Here is a 22,493-nt window from a genome sequence, read left to right as displayed (position 1 = left end):
TACCATTTGATTGCGCGGCCTCAAAGTGGTAAAGAAACAATACCAGTTATCGGCACGGAGGAGCGGCGGTGACGCAGCCTATTAAGTTTCTGGAGCCGCGCGCTCAGGTCGTCGCGCAACGCGACCGCATCATTGCCGACCTCAAGGCCATCCTGCTAGACGACTGTCTTGTGCATGAGGCCCGCGAACTCGTGCCTTTCGAAACCGATGCTTTCGTTTCCTATCGCCGTCTGCCGCTCGCCGTCGCTTTGCCGAGAACGACGGAGGAGGTGGCGGCGGTCATGACATATTGCTATCGCTCGGGCATTCCGGTGGTGCCGCGCGGCGCCGGCACCTCGCTTTCCGGCGGCGCAATCCCGCAAGAAGACGCCGTGGTGATCGGGCTTTCAAAGATGAGCGCGATCCTTGAGCTTGATTTTTATAACCGCACGGCGCGGATGCAGGCGGGCGTCACCAATCTCTCCATCTCCGATGCCGCCGGCGCGGAGGGGTTCTTTTATGCACCCGACCCCAGCTCGCAGCTTGCCTGCACCATCGGCGGCAATATCGGCATGAATTCCGGTGGCGCGCATTGCCTGAAATACGGTGTCACCACCAATAATCTGCTTGGCGTCAAGATGGTGCTGGTGGATGGCACGGTGCTGGAGCTGGGCGGCAAGCATCTGGATGCTGCAGGTTACGACCTGCTCGCGCTTGTCTGCGGCTCGGAAGGCCAGCTCGGTATCGTGACGGAGGCGACGGTGCGCCTTATCGCCAAGCCGGAGGGCGCACGCCCGGTGCTGTTTGGCTTCGAAACCTCCGAGGAAGCGGGCTCCTGCGTTGCGGATATCATTGGTGCAGGCATCATCCCTGTTGCCATCGAGTTCATGGACAAACCGGCGATCGAAATCTGCGAGGCCTTCGCCAAGGCAGGCTACCCGCTTGACGTCGGCGCGCTTCTGATCGTCGAAGTCGAAGGCTCCGAGGCGGAAATGGACGCCATGCTCTCCGATATCGTCACTATCGCCAGAAAACACGGCGTGAAGACGGTGAAGGAGTGCCAGTCGGCCATGGAGGCGGCGGCGATCTGGAAAGGCCGGAAATCCGCTTTCGGAGCAACGGGCCGCATTGCGGATTACATCTGCATGGACGGAACGGTGCCGCTTTCCCAGCTTTCTTACGTCTTGAAAAAGACGAGTGAAATCACCGATCGCCTCGGCCTGCGCGTCGCCAATGTCTTCCATGCCGGGGACGGCAACATGCACCCGCTGATCCTGTTCAACGCCAACGACCCTGACGATGCGGCCCGTGCGGAAGAAGCAGGCAACGAGATTTTGAAGCTCTGCGTCGATGCGGGCGGCTGTCTCACCGGTGAGCATGGTGTCGGCATCGAAAAACGGGATTTGATGCGCCACCAATATGGCGAGACCGATCTTGCCCAACAGATGGCTGTGCGCGCGGCTTTTGACGAGGGCTGGCTGATGAACCCATCCAAGGTGTTTCCGCTGGAGGGGAGGGGATGATGGGTGTGAGTTTTGTGACGATGGTGGGTGTGGCTTACCGCCCTCTGCCCTGTCGGGCATCTCCCCCACAAGGAGGGAAATCGGCAAGATGCGCTCGCGTCGCTCTATCTCGACCGCAGAGAAACGCGCGGCGTCGCCGCGAGTCGATCTCCCCACCTGTGGGGGAGATGCCCGGCAGGGCAGAGGGGGGTATCGCTTGCGCAAACCTCGCTATCTCTTGCTCGGAGCGCACCCCATGCTGACCCCCTATGCAGAAACCCAGGTCGCGGACATCGTCCGCGATCATGCCGTCCGCAAGACCCCGCTGAAAATTTTCGGCGGCAACACTCGCTCCGGTTTCGGCAATACGGTGGCGGCGGAGACCGCGCTGACCTCCCGTGCTATGAACGGTATCGTTTCCTATGTACCAGCCGAAATGGTCATGACCGTCAGGGCCGGCACCCCGCTCGCAACGGTCGAAGCGGCCCTGGCGGAAAACCGCCAGATGATGGCCTTCGAGCCGATGGACCATCGCCCGATCATGGGCACCCATGGCGAACCGACCATCGGCGGCGTCTTCGCCGCCAATGTTTCCGGTCCGCGCCGGTATGTGGCGGGCGCGGCGCGCGACAGCCTTTTGGGCGTCCGTTTCGTCAATGGTAACGGCGAGATCATCAAGGCCGGCGGCCGGGTGATGAAGAATGTCACCGGTCTCGATCTGTCGAAGTTTCTCGCGGGCTCTTTCGGCACGCTGGGTTTCCTCATCGAAGTCACGTTCCGCATATTGCCGAAACCGCCCGTCGAAAAAACCGTTGTCGTATCCGGTCTTGATGACGAGGCGGCGACACGCATCATGGCGGCGGCAATGGCCATGAGCGTCGAGGTCTCCGGTGCCGCGCATCTGCCTGAAAGCGTGCGTTCCCGCTTTATCGATGGCGCCTTGCCGGAAGGGCCGGCTACCATTCTGCGTCTGGAAGGCCTTGCCGCTTCGGTGGAGGCCCGCACGGCGAAACTCCTGTCGGTCATGGATCGTGTCGGACCCTGGGCGCTGCTGGAGGGCGAGGAAAGCGGCCTTTTGTGGCGGCAGGTCCGGGACGTCGCGCCCTATGCCGGTCAAGCCGCCAAGCCGCTGTGGAAAGTCTCGGTAGCGCCTTCGATGGGTCACCAGCTTGTTGCTGCGCTGCGCCTGGAGGCGGGCATCGACGCCTTCTATGACTGGCAGGGCGGCCTGGTCTGGATGCAGATGGAGGCGGATCCCGAAGCCGATCTGCTGCGCGGCGCCATCCGTGCGCTCGGCGGCGGCCATGCCACGCTGGTTAGGGCGAGCGATGCTGTGCGCGCCAAAGTCGCGGCCTTCGAACCGCGCCCGGCGGCGGAGGCGCTGCTTTCCGCGCGTATCAAGGAGAAGCTCGATCCCGTGAGCATCTTCAATCCCGGCAAGATGGCCGTGACGACGGAAAGGGCCGTCTGAACCATGCAAACATCCTTCACGCCTGAGCAACTGGCCGATCCGCATGTGGCGGAATCCGAAAAAATCCTGCGCAAATGTGTGCATTGCGGCTTCTGCACCGCCACCTGTCCCACCTATGTCACGCTTGGCAACGAGCTGGACAGCCCGCGCGGCCGCATCTACCTCATCAAGGACATGCTGGAAAACAGCCGTCCGGCTGACCGGGAGGTCGTCACCCATATCGACCGCTGTCTTTCCTGCCTTGCCTGCACCACCACCTGTCCCTCCGGCGTGGACTACATGCATCTGATCGATCATGCCCGCACCCATATCGAACAGACATACAAGCGCCCCTTTTGGGATCGGTTGATCCGGAATCTGCTGGTTGCCATCCTGCCGCACCCCACCCGTTTCCGCCTTGCCCTGCATCTCGCTCGCATGGCGCGGCCTTTTGCCGGATTGTTCGCCAAAGCACCGGCGCTAAAGCCTCTGCAATCCATGCTCGCCCTTGCACCTGCCTCCATTCCGGCGACTTCCGCATCCGCAAGCCCGGGCGTGAGACCAGCCGACGGTGAAAAGCGCGGGCGCGTCGCCATACTCACCGGTTGCGCCCAGCCCGTGCTCGACCCCGGCATCAACGAGGCGACCCTGCGCCTGCTCGCGCGGCTTGGTGTTGAGGTCGTAGTGCCGAAGGGTGAGGGCTGCTGCGGCTCGCTGGTGCACCACATGGGCCGGGAGGAGCAGGCGCTGGCTTCGGCGCGGCGCAATGTGGATGTCTGGACACGGGAGATGGAGCATGGCGGCTTGGACGCCATCATCATCACCGCTTCCGGCTGCGGCACCACCATCAAGGATTACGGCCACATGCTGCGGCTCGATCCGGCCTATGCCGAAAAGGCCGCACGAGTCTCCGCGCTTGCGAAGGACGTTACCGAATACCTCGCCTCGCTTGATCTGCCCCAAAGGCAGAACCAGGGCCTGACGATCGCCTATCACTCCGCCTGTTCCATGCAGCATGGCCAGAAAATCACGATGGCGCCGAAGCAATTGCTGAAGGCTGCGGGTTTCACCGTGCGTGATCCGGCGGAAGGGCACCTGTGCTGCGGCTCGGCTGGAACTTACAACATCCTGCAGCCGGAGATTTCGGCAAAGCTGAAGGCGCGCAAGGTGAAAAATATTGAGGCCACGCGGGCGGATGTCATCGCGACAGGGAATATCGGCTGCATCACGCAGATCGGAACCGGCACGGATATGCCCATCTTGCACACGGTAGAGCTGCTGGACTGGGCCTATGGCGGTCCGAAGCCGGCGAGGCTTTCGGCCCTTTAGCCCTGCGTTTCCCTTTGTCTCTTCTGCGAGCCGGGCTTCGCTATCTACTGGAAAACTTTGGCCTAAAACGAAAAACGGGCGGTCAGTTGACCACCCGTTTCAAGGCCGTTCCATCATCCCTTAAGAGAGGTCCGGCGCCTGGCGTCCCCCGCCAAGTCTCGCAAAATCAATCTAGTAGCGATTGTATCGCTCCGGGACGACAATTCAAGCGTGACGCGCTGCCATGGCGGCTGCAGGCAGGCATATTAACGCCACCGTTGCCATCATATCACTATGACGGTGGTTCCGACGTTCACGCGCTCGTAAAGATCGGTGACATCCTCATTGCGCATGCGGATGCAACCGGAAGAATTGTTGCTGCCGATTGTCCAGGGCTGGTTTGTGCCGTGGATGCGGTAAAGCGTCGAGCCGAGATACATGGCGCGCGCGCCCATCGGGTTGGCCGGGCCGCCCTCCATGAACGCCGGCAGGTAATGGCCCTTGGCGGCCTCGCGGGTGATCATTTCCTTCGGCGGTGTCCAGCTCGGCCATTCCGCCTTGCGGGTCACCTTGTGTGTTCCGGCCCATTCGAAACCGGGCTTGCCGACGCCGACGCCGTAACGCCGAGCCTTGCCATCGGCAAGCACGAGATAAAGGAAGCGGTTCGGCGTATCGATGACAATGGTGCCGGGCTTTTGTGTGGTCTGGTAGGTCACGATCTGCGGCAGGAATTGCGGCGCGATCTGGGTGCGCACCGGTGCATTGGGACGGACCGCTGCATTCTGCACCCGCGCCGGGCGTTGTGATGTGACGCCGGAACTGGGGCGCTGCGGCATGGCCGTTTGACGCTGCTGGAAGAACGGCTGGCGTGCGGCAGGTGCGCGCGGATAGACGACGGGGCGAACGTTGCCGCGGCCACCGAGCTGAGTGACCCAGGGCGCGGAGAGGTCCGGGCTGACGACGACCGGCGGACGCTCGCGATACCGTTCATTGGCGATCGCCGCCGGTACGGCGAGGGTGGAAACGAGGCTCAGCGCCAGAAAAACGGACTTCATCGTCATCGGGTGGACTCTCTCTGCGGGATTTCGCAACTATGCACCTGCGGGAATTCTCCCGCTTTGCCGGACACGTTCGCACCTTGACGCCAGCGAATCGTAAATGGCTGTTCATTAAAAAGCGCTTGATTAAAGAAAGCTGATTCTAGGGTTAGCAGGCGGTTTTGAAACGTGGTGAATGAGTGGTAAGTGAGCTCGTTGCGCGCCTGCGGACGGTGGTGAAAAAGGGTGGTTTCAGGAATGGTTGAAGCGGGACTTGAAACGGGGGCTGACGGCCTTGTCCGGTGCTTCTGGCAACAGGGGCTGGACGATTACAGCCGTTATCACGACGAGGAATGGGGCTATCCCGTCACCGATGATCGCCGCCTGTTCGAGAAGATTTGCCTCGAAGGGTTTCAATCCGGCCTTTCCTGGCTGACGGTCCTGCGCAAGCGCGAGGCCTTTCGTCGTGCCTTCGCCAATTTCGAGTTCGAAAAAGTGGCGGAGTTCAAGGAGGCCGATATCGAGCGTTGCCTTGCTGACAAGGGCATCATCCGCCATCGCGGCAAGATCGTTTCGACCATCAACAATGCCCGCCGCGCCGTGCTATTGCGCGATGAGTTCGGCTCGCTCGCCCGATATTTCTGGGGCTTCGAACCCTCCGCCGCAGAAAGGCCGCAAAGGCTGGACTATGCGACGTTAAGGGCCAACCCCACCAGCGCCGCATCCATCCGTCTTTCCAAGGATCTGAAAAAGCGGGGCTGGACCTTCGTCGGCCCGACAACCGTCTATGCATTCATGCAGGCCATGGGTATGGTCAACGATCATATCGAAGGCTGTCATTGCCGCCAGCCGATAGAGGTCATGCGGCGGGAGTTTGTACGTCCATGAAGGTAACCGCCCTTCTCCTGGCGCTCACGATGTCTGTCGCCGTGCTGCCACATCCATCCTTTGCCGAAGCACGCAATGTCGACGGCATCTGGCTCGACGATGGCGAAAGGCTGAAAGAAGTGGCGCTGCCGCCTGCCGGACCGCTGAAGCTCGATGGCTGGACCCGGCGCGGACGCGGCGATGTCTATCGCCTGAAGGTGAAGGCGGGTGAGACGGTGAAGATCGAGCTTGCCGCCTCCAGCGAATTCGTTCTGATGGCGATATTCGATTTTTCGACGCCGGATGAGGATGCGATCTTCTTCAGCGATTCCCAGGGCAAGATTGCGACTTTGACGCCGAAAGCTGACACGGAGTGGCTCATCCGCCCGACGCTCATTCTGGGTTCGCCGCGCCGCGGGCTGGGGGCGCATTACACTCTAACGGTCAGCGCGGGGAAATAACGGTCGACCTCAAGTCAGGCCGTCTGGGTCAACACGATCAGACCGAAGCTCAGAATTCCCAGCAGCAGCAGCGACAGGCTTGCCGCGATGATGACCTTGCCGCCGGCATGGCGCAGGCTACGAATATCGACCGACAGACCCAGAGCTGCCATCGACATGATGGTGAGGATGTTGGAGACCGAGGCGATAGGAGAGAGCAGGACCCCGGGGATAAGGCCGAAGGAGCGGGCCATGATCATCAGAATGAAACCGACGATGAACCACGGAACCATCTGCTGAAGCTTGAGGCCTCCCGTGTCCGACCGGCCGTGGATAACGGAAAGGGCGGCAATCACAGGTCCCAGCATCAGCACGCGGATGAGCTTGACGATGGTGCCCGTCTGCACGGCCACGGCTCCAAGCGGTGCGGTCGCGGCCAGCACCTGCGGCACGGCATAAACCGTGAGCCCGGCGAAAATGCCGTATTGGGTGGCATCAAGCCCGAGCAGCTGTGGCAGGAACGGCATCAAAAGCACGGCGACGACACCGAGAACGGCAGTGAAGGCGATCGAGGCGGCGACGTCTTCTGGTTTCGCGCCGATGGCGGGCGCCGCAGCTGCTATGGCGGAATTGCCGCAGATGGAATTACCGCAGGCAATCAGCGTCGCGAGCCTGGGCGGCAGGCCCAGCATCCGCCCGGCGGCATAGCTGACGACAAGCGACAGCGCCACGATCAGCGCAATGCCGCCAATCAGCAGACCGCCGGCGCCCTTGAGGATGGAGAGGCTGAGAGACGCGCCAAGAAGCGCCACCGCGATTTCAAGCAGTGTCTTTGCGCTGAATTTAATGCCGGCCGAAGCGACTGAAGGCAGCGACACCAGTGAACGCACAAGCGTGCCGATCAGAATGGCAAGCACCAGATCGCCAAGCCATGCGTGGCCCGCAAGCTGCACCTGAAAGCGCTCTGCCAGAATGGCGGCACAGCTGACCGCTCCGCAGATGACAATTCCCGGCAAAAGCGGGGTTAGCCAGCGAAGCGAAAATTGGACGGGATGGGCGAGGGTGCGATGGTGTGCCATGGGCAAACCATGCCGCAGCTGCCTGTTTTATTCCATCAAATAATATGGCATATATCGTTCGATAAAATCGAATGAATGACGATGACCTTTGAACAACTCCGCATCTTCATCGCTGTTGCCGAACGCGAGCATCTGACAAGGGCCGCCGAAGCCATCGGTTTGACAGCCTCCGCCGTCAGCTCCGCCATCAAAAATCTTGAAGCCTTTTATAATGTCGAGTTGTTCCACCGCGTCGGCCGCAATATCGAGCTGACCGAAAGTGGCCGTGCGTTTCTAGGCGAAGCCAGGGCCACGCTGGCGCGTGTGCGCAATGCCGAATTGATCCTCTCGGAAATGGGCGGGCTGACGCGGGGCGAAATCACCGTCTGCGCCAGCCAGACCATCGCGAGCTACTGGCTGCCGCCGATCCTGATGCAGTTCAAAAAACTCTATCCCGGCGTCACGGTCCGGCTGGATATCGGCAATACCAGGACGGTAACGCAGGCCGTGCTGGAGGGGCTGGCGGAGGTCGGTTTCATCGAAGGGAAGATCGACGAGCCCGCTCTGATGGTGCAGCCCGTTGTGTCGGACAAACTGCTGGTCGTCACCGGTTCGGCCCATCCCTTTGCCGACGGTCGGTATCTCACCGCGCTGGACATGCTCCATGGCACGTCATGGGTGTTGCGTGAGCAGGGCTCCGGCACGCGCTCCGCCTTTGAGGCGGCGGTGCGGCAGATGGGGGTGGACCCCGCGGAGTTGTCCGTCATGCTGGAATTGCCATCCAATGAGGCGGTGGTGATGGCGGCGCGTTCCGGCGGTGCGGCAACCGCCGTCTCGTCCTCCGTCGCATCCCTGTTCCTGCGGCAGGGACTGCTGGTCCGCTCAGGTATCGATCTACCCGCCCGCAATTTCGCTTTGTTGCGCCACAAGGAACGCCACACCAGCCGGGCGGCGATGGAATTGGAGCGCCTCAGCCGGGCGGCGTCGGAGGACTACAAGGCCGGTCTTGCGGGGTTGTAGAACGCAGAGGCAAGGCGGGTGACGATCATGTCATTTCCCGCGCAATGACATGATGCACGATGCGATAATCCCGACTTTCCTCCCCGAAGGGCGCGAGCGGCCAGTCCCACGCGACAGCAGGTGCGTTAATCTCGACGCCATGCATCAAATCTTCGTGCTGCTGAACGCTTTCATCCTTGCCGATGACGTCGAAGGCCGTGTCCGTCACCAGACAGACCTTGCAGGGCAGACCGGCCAGCGCATCGAGATGCGTGTGAATGAGCCTTGGCATGAGATCATCAGGCGCGTTCGTAAATGTCTCCCGCTCCAGCCGGTGCCGCGCACCGGTGCCGATCTGCGACAGCAGGTTGGCCGAGACGACAAAATCGAGATAGGGCACGCGCCGCAGGAAATCGAGCGGTTCCGCCGGTCGTCCGGCCATGAGATCATCGAATCCGGAGAGATCGCGATTGGCGATTCGGACGTTTTTCTTGGCATTGAAACGTAGCTTCGCCTGCACGCTGGCCAGATGCACCAGATCGACCAGAACGACGGTATCGAACATCGCTACCAGCGCATCATAGGGCACATCCCGCAGCAGGCCGGACCCCAGCACCACGGCCGTCCGCCTCTGCTTCAGCCTTCGCGCCGATTGCAGCAGGAATTGCCGGCTGTTGTTTTCATGCTCCGCCCAGGCGGCGGCGCAGCGGTTGGCGCGTGCCCAGAGATTGACGGAATAGCGGATATGCGGCCGGAATTCTTTCGGCGTAACCGCGCGGGTGGCGGCATATTGCAGGGCTTCGAGGATCATGAATGCCTAACGGTAAATTTCGCGACGATGGCCGATTTCGACCACCAGCACGACCAGCTTGTGGTCCTGTATATCGCAGATGATGCGGTAGTCTCCCACCCGGTAGCGCCAGAAATTCCCGAGTTCGGAACCCTGAAGGGCCGCGCCGGTTTGGCGCGGGTCGTCCAGCGCCGCCAGCCTTTCATGGAGAAAGCTGCGGATACGCCGGCGCACTTCCGGATTTATCTTACGCATCTCTTTCTGGACAAGCGTGTGATATTCAATTGTCCAGATCACGCCAGAACTCCTCGGCGCTTATAACCTTCGATTCTCCGCGCTGGATGCGCCGCGTTGCCTCTTCGGCAAGATAGAGGTCTTCCATATCCTCAATATGTTTCTCGATCGCCTCGCGGATATAATAGGCGGATGTGCGGCCGGTGCGCTCAGACAGCGCTTTCAGCCGCTCATAGGTCTCGTCCGGCAGGCGGATGGCCGTCTGTTTGCTCATTGCTCGCGTCCTTTCCGACTGAAGCGGGATACACGCATCCCACATAGCATCGCTTGCTTTCAGAAGCCAGTAAAACCGGAGCCTTTGCGGCTTGCCGCACCGGGCTTCATCCTCTAAAGCATTTCTCCCAAAAGTGCGCAGCGGTTTTGGGACAAAGACATGCGTAAAAAACAGAATTTAAAGCGCGGCGCGCTTTAACACCGGCATAATTCCAGGAAAATATCGGATCGGCATCATGAGCGAAAAAGCAAAAAAGCCTCAGAAACTGAAAGCCCGCCTGCCGCGTGGCTTCGTGGACCGCTCGGCTGCCGATATCCATGCCACCAACGAGATGATCGACAAGATCCGCAGGGTTTATGAGCTCTATGGCTTCGACCCGATTGAAACGCCGCAGTTCGAATATACCGATGCGCTCGGCAAGTTCCTGCCCGATAGCGACCGCCCGAACGAAGGTGTGTTTTCGCTGCAGGATGACGACGACCAGTGGATGAGCCTGCGCTACGATCTGACCGCACCGCTCGCCCGTCATGTCGCTGAGAACTTCAACGAAATCCAGCTGCCATACCGCACCTATCGCGCCGGTTACGTCTTCCGCAACGAAAAGCCCGGCCCTGGCCGCTTCCGGCAGTTCATGCAGTTCGATGCTGATACGGTGGGTGCAGCCGGCGTGCAGGCCGATGCCGAAATGTGCATGATGATGTCAGATACGCTGGAAGCGCTTGGCATCAAGCGCGGCGACTATGTCATCCGAGTCAACAACCGCAAAGTGCTCGACGGCGTCATGGAAGCCATCGGTCTCGGCGGCGAGGAGAATGCCGGTCGTCGTCTGAACGTGCTGCGCGCCATCGACAAGCTCGACAAGTTCGGCCCGGAAGGCGTGAAGCTGCTGCTCGGTCCCGGCCGCAAGGACGAGTCCGGTGACTTTACCAAGGGTGCCGGTCTCGGTGACGAGCAGATCGAAAAGGTCCTGTTTTTCGTTGGCATCAAGGATTATACGGCGAGCGCCGATGATCTTGCGAAACTGGTTGCGGGCACCTCGAAAGGTGAGGAAGGCGTTGATGAGCTGAACACCATCGGCGCTCTGGTCACCAGTGCCGGATACGGCGCTGATCGCATCAAGATCGACCCCTCAGTCGTGCGCGGCCTCGAATATTACACCGGCCCGGTCTATGAGGCCGAGCTCACCTTCGACGTCACCAATGAAAAGGGCGAAAAGGTCGTGTTCGGATCCGTCGGCGGCGGCGGTCGTTACGACGGCCTCGTTTCGCGCTTCATGGGCCAGCCGGTTCCGGCCACGGGCTTCTCCATTGGCGTTTCTCGGCTGATGACGGCGCTCAAGAACCTCGGCAAGCTCGGACAGGTCAAGCCGCTCGCTCCTGTTCTCATCACCGTCATGGATGGTGATGTGGAGAGCATGGGCCGTTACCAGCGCTTCACGCAGGCGTTGCGCGCTGAAGGCATCCGCGCCGAAATGTACCAGGGCAACTGGAAGAAATTCGGCAACCAGCTGAAATATGCCGACCGCCTCGGCTCCCCCATCGCCATTATTCAGGGCGGTGACGAGCGCGCCGAAGGCGTGGTGCAGATCAAGGACCTGATCGAGGGCAAGCGCCTCTCCGGCGAGATCGAGGACAATGCCAGCTGGCGCGAGGCGCGTGTGGCCCAGGTCAGCGTGCCGGAGGCCGAGCTGGTGGCAAAGGTCCGCGAGATTCTGGAGCATCAGGCAGAGGACGTTCGCCGCGCCACCGAAGGGCGCTGAAGCCATGGGAATCCTTGCGCTCGACCATGTTCAACTGGCGATGCCAGCCGGCCGCGAAGAAGAGGCGCGGGCTTTTTACGGCAGCCTGCTCGGCTTTGCGGAGCAGGCAAAACCTGTCAATCTGGGTGCGCGCGGCGGCTGTTGGTTCAGCCGGGGTTCGACAAAACTGCACCTGGGCGTCGAGCAGGATTTCCGACCGGCGAAAAAAGCCCATCCGGCGTTTCTGGTCGATGATCTCGCAACCTTGCGAAAAACACTTGAAACAGCGGGCTGCCATGTGGTTGAGGATGAGCCGCTGGAAGGGTATCACCGGTTTTATGTCCATGATCCCTTCGGAAACCGCATCGAAATGATGCAGCCGCTCGAACCGTGACGAAAAGTACCGTTCCATGCCCCTGATCGACATGCCGGAATTTGCCGGAGAGCTACTGGAAGAATTCGCTGCGCGCCGTACGAGCCGCGTGAACACGCCTGTGATCCAGCCCGCTGAACCGTTTCTGGATATGGCAGGCGAGGATCTGCGCCGCCGTATCTTCATGACCGAGAGCGAGACGGGGACAAGCCTCTGCCTGCGACCCGAATTCACCATCCCCGTCTGTCTGCGCCATATCGAGACCGCCACCGGCACGCCGAAGCGTTATTCCTATCTCGGTGAAGTCTTCCGTCAGCGCCGTGAGGGCGCGAATGAGTTTTATCAGGCTGGTATCGAGGATCTCGGTGACACCGATATCGCCGCCGCCGATGCGCGTGCGGTCATCGATGCCACCGGGATACTGCGGCGTCTGCTGCCGGGTCGGGCGCTTGCCGTCACGCTGGGCGACCAGCAGGTGTTCGAGGCGGTGGTGGCGGCCCTCGGCCTGCCGCTCGGCTGGCAGAAGCGGCTGGTGCAGGCCTTCGGCGATATGGCGCAGCTCGATGCGCTGCTGGAAAGCCTTGTGCATCCGAAGCCGATGACCGGGCTGGACGCCCGCGTCGCCGGACTATTGGCGACCGGGGATGAGGCGGTGCTGGTCGATTATCTCGACACGGTGATGCAGGAGACCGGCTATTCCACCAATGCAAGCCGCTCGCCACAGGAAATCGCCCGCCGCCTCAGGGAAAAACTGGCCCTTGCGGCGACACGTCTGCCGGATGACAGTTTTGCGCTGCTGAAGCAGTTCCTCGCTCTGAAGGCGCCTCTACCGCAGGCCTCGCAGGTTCTGGCGGATTTTGCCACAAAGGCGAAGCTGAAACTGGATGGGGCGCTTTCCGCTTTCGACAAACGTGTCGCGGCTCTTTCGAACGCTGGCGTTGACCTCGAAACCGTCACCTATGGCGCGGCCTTCGGTCGCCCGCTGGACTATTATACCGGCCTTGTTTTCGAGGTGATGGAAGCGGGTGGAGACAGTGTTCTCGCGGGTGGCGGCCGTTTCGACCGGCTGTTGACGCTGCTCGGCGCACAGGAAAAAATACCGGCCGTGGGCTTCTCGCTCTGGCTGGATCGCATCGAAACGGTGCGCGGGAGTAAGCCATGATCACCATCGCATTGCCCTCCAAGGGCCGGATGAAGGAAGACTCCTCCGCTGTTCTCGAACGCGCCGGGCTGAAAGTCGCGGCCGTCGGCAATGATCGTTCCTATCGCGGCCGCGTCGAAGGTCGCGACGATATCGAGATCGCCTACCTGTCGGCCTCCGAGATCGCCCGCGAGATCGGTGCCGGCACGGTGGATTTCGGCGTGACCGGGGAAGATCTGGTGCGTGAGGGCCTGACCAATGCCGATGCGCAGGTGGAATTTTGCGCCCGTCTCGGTTTCGGCCATGCCGATGTCGTGGTCGCTGTGCCGGAAATCTGGCTGGATGTAGACAGCATGGCCGATCTCGGTGATGTCGCTTCGGAATTCCGCGCCCGCCATGGCAGAAGGCTGGCCATCGCAACCAAATACTGGCGGCTGACGCAGCAGTTCTTTTCGCGCCAGCATGGCATTCAGCTTTACAGGATCGTCGAAAGCCTCGGCGCCACCGAAGGCGCGCCGGCGGCGGGGCAGGCGGATATCATCGTCGATATCACCTCTACGGGTTCGACCCTGAAAGCTAATCACCTGAAAATTCTCTCCGACGGCATCATCGTTCGTTCGGAAGCCTGTTTTGTCCGCGCCCGCAAGCCGGAGCATGAAGGTAATGCGGCGGTGCAAGAGATCGCGTCCCGCATCAAAGCGGCGGTCTGAGAACTAAACAAAAAAAGCCGCCGGATCGCTCCGGCGGCCTTTTTGTTGATGGTCTATTCGGATCAGGCGTGGGCCAGAGCAACACCGCGCTTCGCATCGACGGAATAGGCGCCGGGGCCGAAGGCAGCGAGCAGGATGTAAGCGCCGGCGAGGGTAATGTTCTTCATCAGCATGATGCCGTTCAGCGCATTGATCCAGCCGAGAGCCGGGTCAGGCCAGCCGGGAACGGCAACGGTGCCGCTGTGGAAGACGAGGCCGGTGAAGACGCAGAAGACGGCCAGAGCCCAGGCGGCGATCTTCGTCTGGAAACCGGCGAGAATGGCAAGACCGGTCACGAGTTCGAAAAGACCTGCCAGATAGGCGAGCGCGGTTGCGGCAGGCATGCCGGCGCCGGCGATCATGCCAGCCGTACCGGCCGGATCAGTCAGCTTGCCAAAGCCGGAATAGATGAAGATGAAGGAAAGCAGGATACGGGCAATAAGAACGAGAACGTTCTGGCTGCTGGACATGGAAATCTCCGGTAATTGATCGGCGTGTCGCCGGTTTGGGGCAATGTCTGGAGATATCAATGACGGAAAATCATTCGCCCAGAAAGATGAACAATAGGAGACAATTTGTCTTCATTTTGTGAACGGTCAAGTCCTCCGCGTTGGACGGGCTCAAGAATAGAAGCAACGTCGCTCCAGGCGCGGAAACAGGAAAAGCCCGGTGACCCGACCTTGCTCCTGATCCTGAAAGCCGGAAGGCGCAAGTTTTTCCGCCAGCCGCAGGCGAACGTGCCTGCCGGACATCAAACCCGAAGCGGCCGGTCGGTGCAACTAGACAACGGCCCTCAGAAAGGTGGAAACCGCTTGCGCGGACGTTCGATAAATAGTCATCCCGCCCGCATAACCGTCAGTAATCTTCCAATTTGCGGCTGATTGCAGCGCGCCATTGGGTCTGTCTCAAAAGCGACCAATATCCACCGGCAGCAAACGAAAAAGGGCGATCCGAAGACCGCCCTTTCCTTATTCCGGTGACAGGACTGATTAGAAGTCCATGCCGCCCATGCCGCCGCCCGGCATTGCCGGCATCGGAGCGTCCTTCTTCGGAAGCTCGGCGATCATGGCTTCGGTGGTGATCAGCAGGGAAGCAACCGAAGCTGCGTTCTGCAGAGCCGTGCGAACAACCTTGACCGGGTCGACGATGCCGAGCTGGATCAGGTCGCCATATTCGCCGGTCTGGGCGTTGTAGCCGTAGTTGTCTTCGTTCTTCTCGAGGATCTTGCCGACAACGATGGAAGCTTCGTCACCTGCATTGTCTGCAATCTGGCGAACCAGAGCCTGCAGCGCGCGGCGGATGATGTTGATACCGGCTTCCTGATCGTCGTTTTCACCCTTGGCGGTGATCTTCGTGGACGAACGCAGCAGAGCCACGCCACCACCAGGCACGATGCCTTCCTGAACGGCAGCGCGCGTCGCGTTGAGAGCGTCGTCGATGCGGTCCTTCTTTTCCTTCACTTCGACTTCCGTCGAACCGCCGACGCGGATGACGGCAACGCCGCCAGCGAGCTTGGCAAGACGTTCCTGCAGCTTTTCGCGGTCGTAGTCGGAGGTGGTTTCTTCGATCTGGGCCTTGATCTGGGCAACACGACCTTCGATGTCGGACTTCTGGCCGGCGCCGTCAACGATCGTGGTGTTTTCCTTGGAGATCGAAACCTTCTTCGACTTGCCGAGCATGTCGAGGGTAACGTTTTCGAGCTTGATGCCGAGGTCTTCGGAAATGACGGTACCACCGGTCAGGATGGCGATGTCTTCCAGCATGGCCTTGCGGCGGTCGCCGAAGCCAGGAGCCTTGACGGCAGCGATCTTGAGGCCGCCACGCAGCTTGTTGACGACGAGCGTTGCAAGGGCTTCGCCTTCGACGTCTTCAGCGATGATGACGAGCGGCTTGCCGGTCTGAACGACAGCTTCGAGAACCGGGAGCATGGCCTGGAGGTTCGAGAGCTTCTTTTCGTGCAGAAGAATGTAGGCGTCTTCGAGGTCCGCAACCATCTTTTCAGGGTTGGTCACGAAGTAGGGCGACAGGTAGCCGCGGTCGAACTGCATGCCTTCAACGACTTCGAGTTCGGTTTCAGCGGTCTTGGCTTCTTCAACGGTGATGACGCCTTCGTTGCCAACCTTCTGCATTGCTTCAGCAATGTCGAGACCGATCTGACGCTCGCCGTTTGCAGAGATCGTGCCGACCTGTGCAACTTCTTCAGACGTGTTGATCTTCTTGGCCTTGGCCTGAAGGTCCTTGACGACTTCAGCAACGGCCAGATCGATACCGCGCTTCAGGTCCATCGGGTTCATGCCGGCAGCAACTGCCTTGGAACCTTCGCGAACGATGGCCTGGGCCAGAACGGTCGCGGTGGTGGTGCCGTCACCGGCGATATCGTTGGTCTTGGACGCAACTTCGCGAACGAGCTGTGCGCCCATGTTCTCGAACTTGTCTTCCAGTTCGATTTCCTTGGCGACCGAAACGCCGTCCTTGGTGATGCGCGGAGCGCCGAAGGACTTGTCGATAACGACGTTACGACCCTTCGGGCCGAGGGTTACCTTCACTGCATCAGCAAGAACGTCGACGCCCTTGAGCATCTTTTCGCGCGCTGTGCGGCCGAATTTTACTTCTTTGGCTGCCATGTTCAAAACTCCTGGTTTCGAATGGCCGGACCGGGTCCGGCTTGAAATTTAAGGAAGGATGGGTTGGCCGAAATCAGCCGATGATGCCCATGATGTCGGCTTCCTTCATGATCAGAAGGTCTTCGCCGTTGATCTTGACTTCGGTGCCGGACCACTTGCCGAACAGAACGCGGTCACCAGCCTTGACGTCGAGAGCGACGACCTTGCCGGACTCATCGCGCGCGCCGGAACCGACGGCGACGATTTCGCCTTCCTGCGGCTTTTCCTTGGCGGTATCGGGAATGATGATGCCACCCTTGGTCTTTTCTTCGGACTCAACGCGACGAACGACGACGCGATCGTGAAGCGGGCGGAAATTGGTGCTTGTCATTGTCTAATCCCTCGATCAAATGACTGCGCGAGCTTTTGCAGCTCGCCTGATGGGTGTTAGCACTCTCGTTTGTCGAGTGCCAGCGCAACCGAGATAAGGAGGGCTTCTCCCGGAGTCAAGAACGCCCTGCCTGAAAAATTTTACGGCCTATGGTTATCAGCGTTCCGCGACGGAATTTTTCCCTTCCCGAGCGAAGGCTGTGGCGGCATTCCTTCGGCCTGTTGCGAAGGTTTGGAAGCCACGCGACATTTGTGTCCGGACTGTGCCAGCCGGCTGCTAGCCCGGCGCGCCGGCGCTTTTTTCCTTGCCATCGGCCTTCCGCTTTGCGATGTGACGCACACCCTCTTCTCGCATCCGGAAAGCATCTCATGGCCCACCGCATTCATACTCTCGGCGACATCACTGATGGGTTCGATGTCATTCTTTCGGATGTCTGGGGCGTATTGCACAATGGTGTCAGCGCTTTTCCGGATGCGGCGATTGCGCTGCGGACCGCGCGCGAGGCCGGCAAGACGGTCGTGCTCATCACCAATTCTCCGCGTCCTGCCCCCGGCGTCATCGCGCAGCTTCGTGTGCTCGGCGTGCCCGACGAGGCCTATGACCGCATCATCACCTCAGGCGACGTCACGCGCGGCCTGATAGCGGAAGGCCCCAGAAAGGTCTTCCTGCTTGGTCCCGAGCGAGACATGCCGCTGCTCGAAGGCCTCGATGTCGAGGTGGTTGGCGAAGCGGAGGCTGACTCTGTCGTCTGCACCGGCTTTTTCGACGACGAGACCGAAACGCCGGAAGATTATACCGACATGCTCAAGAGCTTCGTCGCCCGCAAGGTCCCGATGATTTGCGCCAACCCGGATCTGGTGGTCGAGCGCGGCGAGCGCATCATTCCCTGTGCCGGCGCCATGGCCGCTTATTACGAACAGCTCGGCGGCGAAGTCCGCATCGCCGGGAAGCCGCATGCACCGATCTATGAGGCCTGCCTGGCTGCGGCCAAGGAGGTGCGCGGTGCTTTCGCCAAGGATCGCGTTCTCGCCATCGGCGATGGCATGCCGACGGATGTGAAGGGTGCGATTGCGAGCGGCCTCAACCTTCTTTATATCAGCGGCGGTATTCACGTCGCCGAATATACGCTGAACGGCCAGACGGACGAGGCGCTTCTGAATGCCTATCTCAAGGGGCAAGGTGCTTCTCCCGGCTGGTGGATGCCTAGACTGGCCTGAGGGCGTCTCGCCTCATCAACAGCTGGCGCTGGAATGGATCGACTGTCATGACCGTCTTTCACCGCAATGAACAAAAGGAGCCGCTGCCCGAAGCTCTTCGTGGCGGCGTCGTCGCCATCGGCAATTTCGATGGCGTGCATCGCGGCCACCGGGCCGTGCTCGATCGTGCGCTTGAACTGGCGGAAGCCCGCGGCGTCCCCGCGCTGGTGCTGACCTTCGAGCCGCATCCCCGTTCCGTGTTCAGGCCCGACACGCCCGTGTTCCGCCTCACACCCGCCCCTTTGAAAGCGCGCATCCTCGAAGCTATCGGTTTCCGCTCCGTCATCGAATATCCGTTCGACCGCGAGTTTTCGCAGCGCTCGGCGGAAGAATTCGTCCAGTCCATCCTGATTGACTGGCTGCATGCCAACGCCGTCGTCACAGGCTTCGATTTCCATTTCGGCAAGGGTCGGGAAGGTGGGCCGGCATTCCTGATGGAAGCAGGCAAACGCCATGGTTTCGACGTGACTCTGGTGGATGCCTTCCGCGACGAGGGCGCGGATGTCGTCTCTTCCAGTCGGATACGTTCGCTTCTGCGCGAGGGCGATGTGGCGGGCGCCGCGGGCCTGCTCGGTTACCGTTTCACGGTGGAAAGCGAAGTCATCGGCGGCCAGAAGCTCGGCCGCACGCTCGGTTACCCCACCGCCAACATGGCCCTGGCGCCGGAAACGGAGCTGAAGGCCGGCATCTATGCCGTCCGCTTCCGACGGCCTGATGGCTCGATCCGCGACGGCGTGGCGAGCTTCGGTTATCGCCCGACCGTCACTGACAACGGCGCAGCGCTGCTCGAAACATTCGTTTTTGATTTTTCGGGCGATCTCTATGGCGAGGTCTGCTCGGTCTCCTTCTTCGGCCACCTGCGCGATGAATTGAAGTTCGACGGGCTCGATCCGCTGGTTGCCCAGATCAGGCGCGATGAAGAGGAGGCGAGGGCGATACTTTCGGGCGTGCGTCCGCTCAGCGAACTGGATGCGAAGATCGCATTCTGACCCTCAGTCGTCGCCTCTCCCATTACCGTCGCTTTTCACTTCCTTTTTGCCGGGAAACCGCATAAACAACCGTCCATGTCCCAATACCGGTTGAAATTTGCAGTTCAGATTGGCCGAATTATTGGCCCGGCCTTCCGCCCGCTCTGAGAGAGCCGGAAGGTCCGGGATTTTGGCGCTTCCATCACATGTGGTTTTTAGGACATGTGGAATGACATGGCGCTTTCCGAATTTGCCCTCTTTGCAATTGAGATCGCGCGACCGATACGGCGCGCAACAACGGTACGATTATGAGCGACACCGCAGAAAAACTGGACTACTCCACCACCCTCTATCTGCCGCAGACGGATTTTCCGATGCGCGCCGGCTTGCCGCAGAAGGAACCGGAAACGGTAAAACGCTGGCAGGAGATGGGCCTTTACAAGAAGCTGCGCGCCTCGGCCGCCGGCCGCGAGAAATTCGTGCTGCATGACGGCCCGCCCTATGCCAACGGCAACATCCATATCGGCCATGCGCTGAACAAGATCCTGAAGGACGTCATCACCCGCTCGTTCCAGATGCGCGGTTACGATGCCAATTACGTGCCGGGCTGGGATTGCCACGGCCTGCCGATCGAATGGAAGATCGAGGAAGCCTACCGCGCCAAGGGCAAGAACAAGGACGAGGTTCCGGTCAACGAATTCCGCAAGGAGTGCCGTGAGTTCGCGGCCGGCTGGATCAAGGTCCAGTCGGAAGAGTTCAAGCGCCTCGGCATCGAGGGCGACTTCGAAAACCCCTACACGACGATGAACTTCCACGCCGAAGCCCGTATCGCCGGCGAACTTTTGAAGATCGCCAAGAGCGGCCAACTCTACCGCGGTTCCAAGCCGATCATGTGGTCGGTCGTGGAACGTACGGCGCTGGCGGAAGCGGAAGTCGAATATCATGACGTCGAGAGCGACACGATCTGGGTGAAGTTCCCGGTCGTTGAGGGCTCTGCCGAGCTCAATGGCGCTTCGATCGTCATCTGGACGACCACGCCTTGGACGATCCCGGGCAACCGCGCCGTCTCGTTTTCCTCGCGCATCGCCTATGGCCTTTACGAGGTCACGGCAGCGACGAATGATTTCGGGCCGCAGCCGGGCGAAAAACTCGTTTTCGCAGACAAGCTGGCTGCCGAGTGCTTTGCCAAGGCAAAGCTCGAATTCACACGCCTGCGCGATGTGAAAGCGGAAGAACTCGCGGCTGTCACCTGCGCCCACCCGCTGGCTTCGCTGGGTTACACCTTCCCTGTTCCGGTTCTCGATGGCGATCACGTCACCGACGATGCCGGTACCGGCTTTGTGCACACGGCCCCCGGCCATGGCCGCGAGGACTTTGACGCGTGGATGGCGCAGGCGCGCGATCTGGAAGCGCGCGGCATCTCCTCCAAGATACCGTTCACGGTCGGCGACGACGGTTTCTACACCGAAGACGCCCCCGGTTTCGGCCCGTCGGCCGAAGGCGGTGCTGCCCGCGTCATGGACGATAACGGCAAGAAGGGTGACGCCAATGATCGCGTCATCAAGGCGCTGATCACGGAAAACAACCTGTTTGCCCGCGGCCGTCTGAAGCACAGCTATCCGCATAGCTGGCGCTCCAAGAAGCCTGTCATCTTCCGCAACACGCCGCAATGGTTCGTCTATATGGACAAGGAACTGGGCGACGGCACAACGCTGCGCTCCCGTTCGCTTTCCGCCATCGACCAGACCCGCTTCGTGCCGGCTTCCGGCCAGAACCGCCTGCGCGCCATGATCGAAGGCCGTCCAGACTGGGTTCTATCGCGCCAGCGCAGCTGGGGCGTGCCGATCGCCGTATTCGCCGACGAGAAAGGTGAAGTTCTGGTCGACGAAGCCGTCAACGCCCGCATCCTCGAGGCCTTCGAGGCCGAAGGCGCGGACGCCTGGTTCGCCGAAGGCGCCAAGGAACGCTTCCTCGGCAATGACCACGACCACGCCAAGTGGCAGCAGGTCATGGATATCCTCGACGTCTGGTTCGACAGCGGCTGCACCCACACCTTCACGCTGGAAGACCGGCCAGATTTGAAATGGCCGGCGGATGTCTATCTGGAAGGCTCCGACCAGCATCGCGGCTGGTTCCATTCGTCCCTGCTGGAAAGCTGCGCGACGCGTGGCCGTGCGCCCTACAATGCCGTTGTGACCCACGGTTTCACCATGGACGAGCAGGGGCGCAAGCAGTCGAAGTCGCTCGGCAACGTGGTCGCCCCGCAGGAAGTCATGAGCCAGTCGGGTGCCGATATCCTGCGCCTCTGGGTGATGACAACGGATTACTGGGAAGACCAGCGCCTCGGCAAGGCCATCATCCAGACCAATGTCGATGCCTATCGCAAGCTGCGCAACACCATCCGCTGGATGCTCGGCACACTCGCCCATTACAAGGGCGAGGAGATCGCCTATGACGATCTGCCAGAGCTGGAAAAGCTGGTGCTGCACCGCCTGTCCGAACTGGATGGCGTTGTTCGCGAAGGTTATGACGGCTTCGAGTTCAAGAAGATCACCCGCGCGCTGATCGACTTTGCCAATGTCGAGCTTTCGGCCTTCTATTTCGACGTCCGCAAGGACACGCTTTATTGCGACGCGCCCTCGTCACTGAAGCGTCGCGCAGCCCTGTCGGTCATCGCCAAGCTGTTCGATTGCCTGGTGACGTGGCTTGCCCCCATGCTGCCCTTCACCACGGAAGAAGCGTGGCTGTCGCGCTACCCGGATGCGGAGTCGGTGCATCTCGCCCAGTTCCCGGAAATCCCGGCAAACTGGAAGAATGATGCGCTGGAAGCGAAGTGGGAGAAAATCCGCAAGGTCCGCACCGTCGTGACGGGTGCGCTTGAAGTCGAGCGCCGTGAAAAGCGCATCGGCTCCTCGCTGGAGGCAGCACCTGTCGTCCACATCGCCGACGCCGATCTGCTGGCCGCGCTGAAGGATCAGGACTTTGCCGAAATCTGCATCACCTCAGCCATCACGGTTGTGGGTGACGAAGGCCCTGCTGACGGTTTCCGCCTGCCGGAAGTGCCGAAGGTTGTGGTCGAGCAGAAGCTGGCGGAGGGCGTGAAATGCGCCCGTTCGTGGCGCATCACCACCGATGTCGGGTCCGATCCGGATTATCCTGACGTTTCTGCCCGCGATGCGGCGGCCCTGCGTGAGCTTGCCGCACTCTCGTAATGAAAATGACCGGATGAATTGCGCTTTGCCTCTTCATCCGGTACACCTGCCTGAAAATGGCCGGATTTGCACGGCAATGCGGGCTGCCGCCTGCCGAAAGACGATGTCTGGCGAAGTGGGACGG

General features: G+C 60.7%; 21 protein-coding genes. 13 read left to right on the top strand and 8 right to left on the bottom strand.

Features of this window, described 5'->3' with window-relative positions; genetic code table 11:
* Positions 1-68: 68 nt before the first annotated feature.
* The 3 genes from FS804_RS06550 (at position 69) to glcF (ending at position 4,260) form a co-directional block, all read left to right on the top strand.
* Complete coding sequence (locus FS804_RS06550) at positions 69-1,502, top strand: FAD-linked oxidase C-terminal domain-containing protein (RefSeq protein ID WP_144575717.1); 1,434 nt, start codon at positions 69-71, stop codon at positions 1,500-1,502.
* A 235-nt stretch (positions 1,503-1,737) separates the two neighbouring features.
* Positions 1,738-2,952, top strand: coding sequence for an FAD-binding protein (locus FS804_RS06540; RefSeq protein WP_144575715.1), 1,215 nt, complete (start codon positions 1,738-1,740; stop codon positions 2,950-2,952).
* 3 nt (positions 2,953-2,955) lie between these two features.
* Positions 2,956-4,260 (top strand): glycolate oxidase subunit GlcF, encoded by a 1,305-nt coding sequence (glcF, locus tag FS804_RS06535; protein ID WP_144575713.1) that lies wholly within the window; start codon positions 2,956-2,958, stop codon positions 4,258-4,260.
* A 263-nt stretch (positions 4,261-4,523) separates the two neighbouring features.
* On the opposite strand, the gene FS804_RS06530 is transcribed toward glcF, so the two are convergent.
* Positions 4,524-5,300 (bottom strand): L,D-transpeptidase, encoded by a 777-nt coding sequence (locus FS804_RS06530; protein WP_063947691.1) that lies wholly within the window; start codon positions 5,298-5,300, stop codon positions 4,524-4,526.
* Positions 5,301-5,534: 234 nt separating this feature from the next.
* Between FS804_RS06530 and FS804_RS06525 the strand changes: the two genes are divergently transcribed.
* Together FS804_RS06525 and FS804_RS06520 are read left to right on the top strand one after the other, a co-directional pair.
* Positions 5,535-6,164, top strand: coding sequence for a DNA-3-methyladenine glycosylase I (locus FS804_RS06525; protein WP_144575711.1), 630 nt, complete (start codon positions 5,535-5,537; stop codon positions 6,162-6,164).
* Entirely contained in the window at positions 6,161-6,604 is a 444-nt protein-coding gene (locus FS804_RS06520) for a hypothetical protein (protein WP_144575709.1), read from the top strand. The genes FS804_RS06525 and FS804_RS06520 overlap by 4 nt, the downstream gene beginning before the upstream one ends.
* Before the next feature lie 14 nt (positions 6,605-6,618).
* Here the strand turns inward: FS804_RS06520 and FS804_RS06515 are convergent, their stop codons facing one another.
* On the bottom strand, positions 6,619-7,662 hold the full coding sequence (locus FS804_RS06515) for a YeiH family protein (protein WP_144575707.1): 1,044 nt from the start codon (positions 7,660-7,662) through the stop codon (positions 6,619-6,621).
* An 81-nt stretch (positions 7,663-7,743) separates the two neighbouring features.
* Here FS804_RS06515 and FS804_RS06510 point away from each other — a divergent pair, with 81 nt between their 5' ends.
* Positions 7,744-8,661: a LysR family transcriptional regulator gene (locus FS804_RS06510; protein WP_144575705.1), complete on the top strand. Its 918-nt coding sequence runs from the start codon at positions 7,744-7,746 to the stop codon at positions 8,659-8,661.
* Positions 8,662-8,686: 25 nt separating this feature from the next.
* Here FS804_RS06510 and FS804_RS06505 read toward each other — a convergent pair whose 3' ends face one another.
* The 3 genes from FS804_RS06505 to FS804_RS06495 are packed head-to-tail and all read right to left on the bottom strand — an operon-like array spanning position 8,687 to position 9,938.
* A complete protein-coding gene (locus tag FS804_RS06505; protein WP_063947696.1) occupies positions 8,687-9,451 on the bottom strand; it encodes a hypothetical protein in 765 nt (254 codons plus the stop codon).
* 6 nt (positions 9,452-9,457) lie between these two features.
* Positions 9,458-9,727 carry a type II toxin-antitoxin system RelE/ParE family toxin gene (locus FS804_RS06500; RefSeq protein WP_144575703.1) on the bottom strand — a complete coding sequence of 90 codons (270 nt, stop codon included), beginning with the start codon at positions 9,725-9,727 and terminating at the stop codon, positions 9,458-9,460.
* Complete coding sequence (locus tag FS804_RS06495) at positions 9,711-9,938, bottom strand: DUF6290 family protein (protein ID WP_063947698.1); 228 nt, start codon at positions 9,936-9,938, stop codon at positions 9,711-9,713. Before FS804_RS06495 ends, FS804_RS06500 begins: the two co-directional genes overlap by 17 nt.
* A gap of 235 nt (positions 9,939-10,173) precedes the next feature.
* Here FS804_RS06495 and hisS point away from each other — a divergent pair, with 235 nt between their 5' ends.
* From hisS to hisG, 4 genes are read left to right on the top strand one after another with little or no spacing between them, the layout of a single operon-like run.
* Positions 10,174-11,697 carry a histidine--tRNA ligase gene (hisS, locus tag FS804_RS06490; RefSeq protein ID WP_144575701.1) on the top strand — a complete coding sequence of 508 codons (1,524 nt, stop codon included), beginning with the start codon at positions 10,174-10,176 and terminating at the stop codon, positions 11,695-11,697.
* Between the two features lie 4 nt (positions 11,698-11,701).
* On the top strand, positions 11,702-12,070 hold the full coding sequence (locus FS804_RS06485) for a VOC family protein (protein WP_144575699.1): 369 nt from the start codon (positions 11,702-11,704) through the stop codon (positions 12,068-12,070).
* Between the two features lie 16 nt (positions 12,071-12,086).
* Positions 12,087-13,211 carry an ATP phosphoribosyltransferase regulatory subunit gene (locus FS804_RS06480; RefSeq protein ID WP_144575698.1) on the top strand — a complete coding sequence of 375 codons (1,125 nt, stop codon included), beginning with the start codon at positions 12,087-12,089 and terminating at the stop codon, positions 13,209-13,211.
* Entirely contained in the window at positions 13,208-13,900 is a 693-nt protein-coding gene (gene hisG / locus FS804_RS06475; protein WP_063947702.1) for an ATP phosphoribosyltransferase, read from the top strand. Before FS804_RS06480 ends, hisG begins: the two co-directional genes overlap by 4 nt.
* A 62-nt stretch (positions 13,901-13,962) precedes the next feature.
* On the opposite strand, the gene FS804_RS06470 is transcribed toward hisG, so the two are convergent.
* The 3 genes from FS804_RS06470 to groES all read right to left on the bottom strand — a co-directional run bounded on the left by FS804_RS06470 (position 13,963) and on the right by groES (position 16,933).
* Complete coding sequence (locus FS804_RS06470) at positions 13,963-14,409, bottom strand: DoxX family protein (RefSeq protein WP_063947703.1); 447 nt, start codon at positions 14,407-14,409, stop codon at positions 13,963-13,965.
* Positions 14,410-14,928: 519 nt separating this feature from the next.
* A complete protein-coding gene (gene groL / locus FS804_RS06465) occupies positions 14,929-16,563 on the bottom strand; it encodes a chaperonin GroEL (RefSeq protein ID WP_063947704.1) in 1,635 nt (544 codons plus the stop codon).
* Between the two features lie 73 nt (positions 16,564-16,636).
* Entirely contained in the window at positions 16,637-16,933 is a 297-nt protein-coding gene (gene groES / locus FS804_RS06460; protein WP_063947705.1) for a co-chaperone GroES, read from the bottom strand.
* Between the two features lie 368 nt (positions 16,934-17,301).
* Between groES and FS804_RS06455 the strand changes: the two genes are divergently transcribed.
* The 3 genes from FS804_RS06455 (at position 17,302) to ileS (ending at position 22,369) form a co-directional block, all read left to right on the top strand.
* Positions 17,302-18,150: a TIGR01459 family HAD-type hydrolase gene (locus FS804_RS06455; RefSeq protein ID WP_144575696.1), complete on the top strand. Its 849-nt coding sequence runs from the start codon at positions 17,302-17,304 to the stop codon at positions 18,148-18,150.
* A 47-nt stretch (positions 18,151-18,197) separates the two neighbouring features.
* The gene (locus tag FS804_RS06450; RefSeq protein WP_144575694.1) at positions 18,198-19,178 is read left to right on the top strand and encodes a bifunctional riboflavin kinase/FAD synthetase; all 981 of its coding nucleotides are present in this window, start codon (positions 18,198-18,200) and stop codon (positions 19,176-19,178) included.
* Between the two features lie 287 nt (positions 19,179-19,465).
* Positions 19,466-22,369 carry an isoleucine--tRNA ligase gene (gene ileS, locus FS804_RS06445; protein WP_144575692.1) on the top strand — a complete coding sequence of 968 codons (2,904 nt, stop codon included), beginning with the start codon at positions 19,466-19,468 and terminating at the stop codon, positions 22,367-22,369.
* Positions 22,370-22,493 lie beyond the last annotated feature (124 nt).

It is taken from the genome of Agrobacterium sp. DE0009 (assembly GCF_007680755.1).
Taxonomy (GTDB): Bacteria; Pseudomonadota; Alphaproteobacteria; order Rhizobiales; family Rhizobiaceae; genus Agrobacterium; species Agrobacterium tumefaciens_B.
The sequence above is the reverse complement of the archived record's forward strand: the minus strand, read 5'-3'. Positions and strand labels throughout refer to the sequence as shown.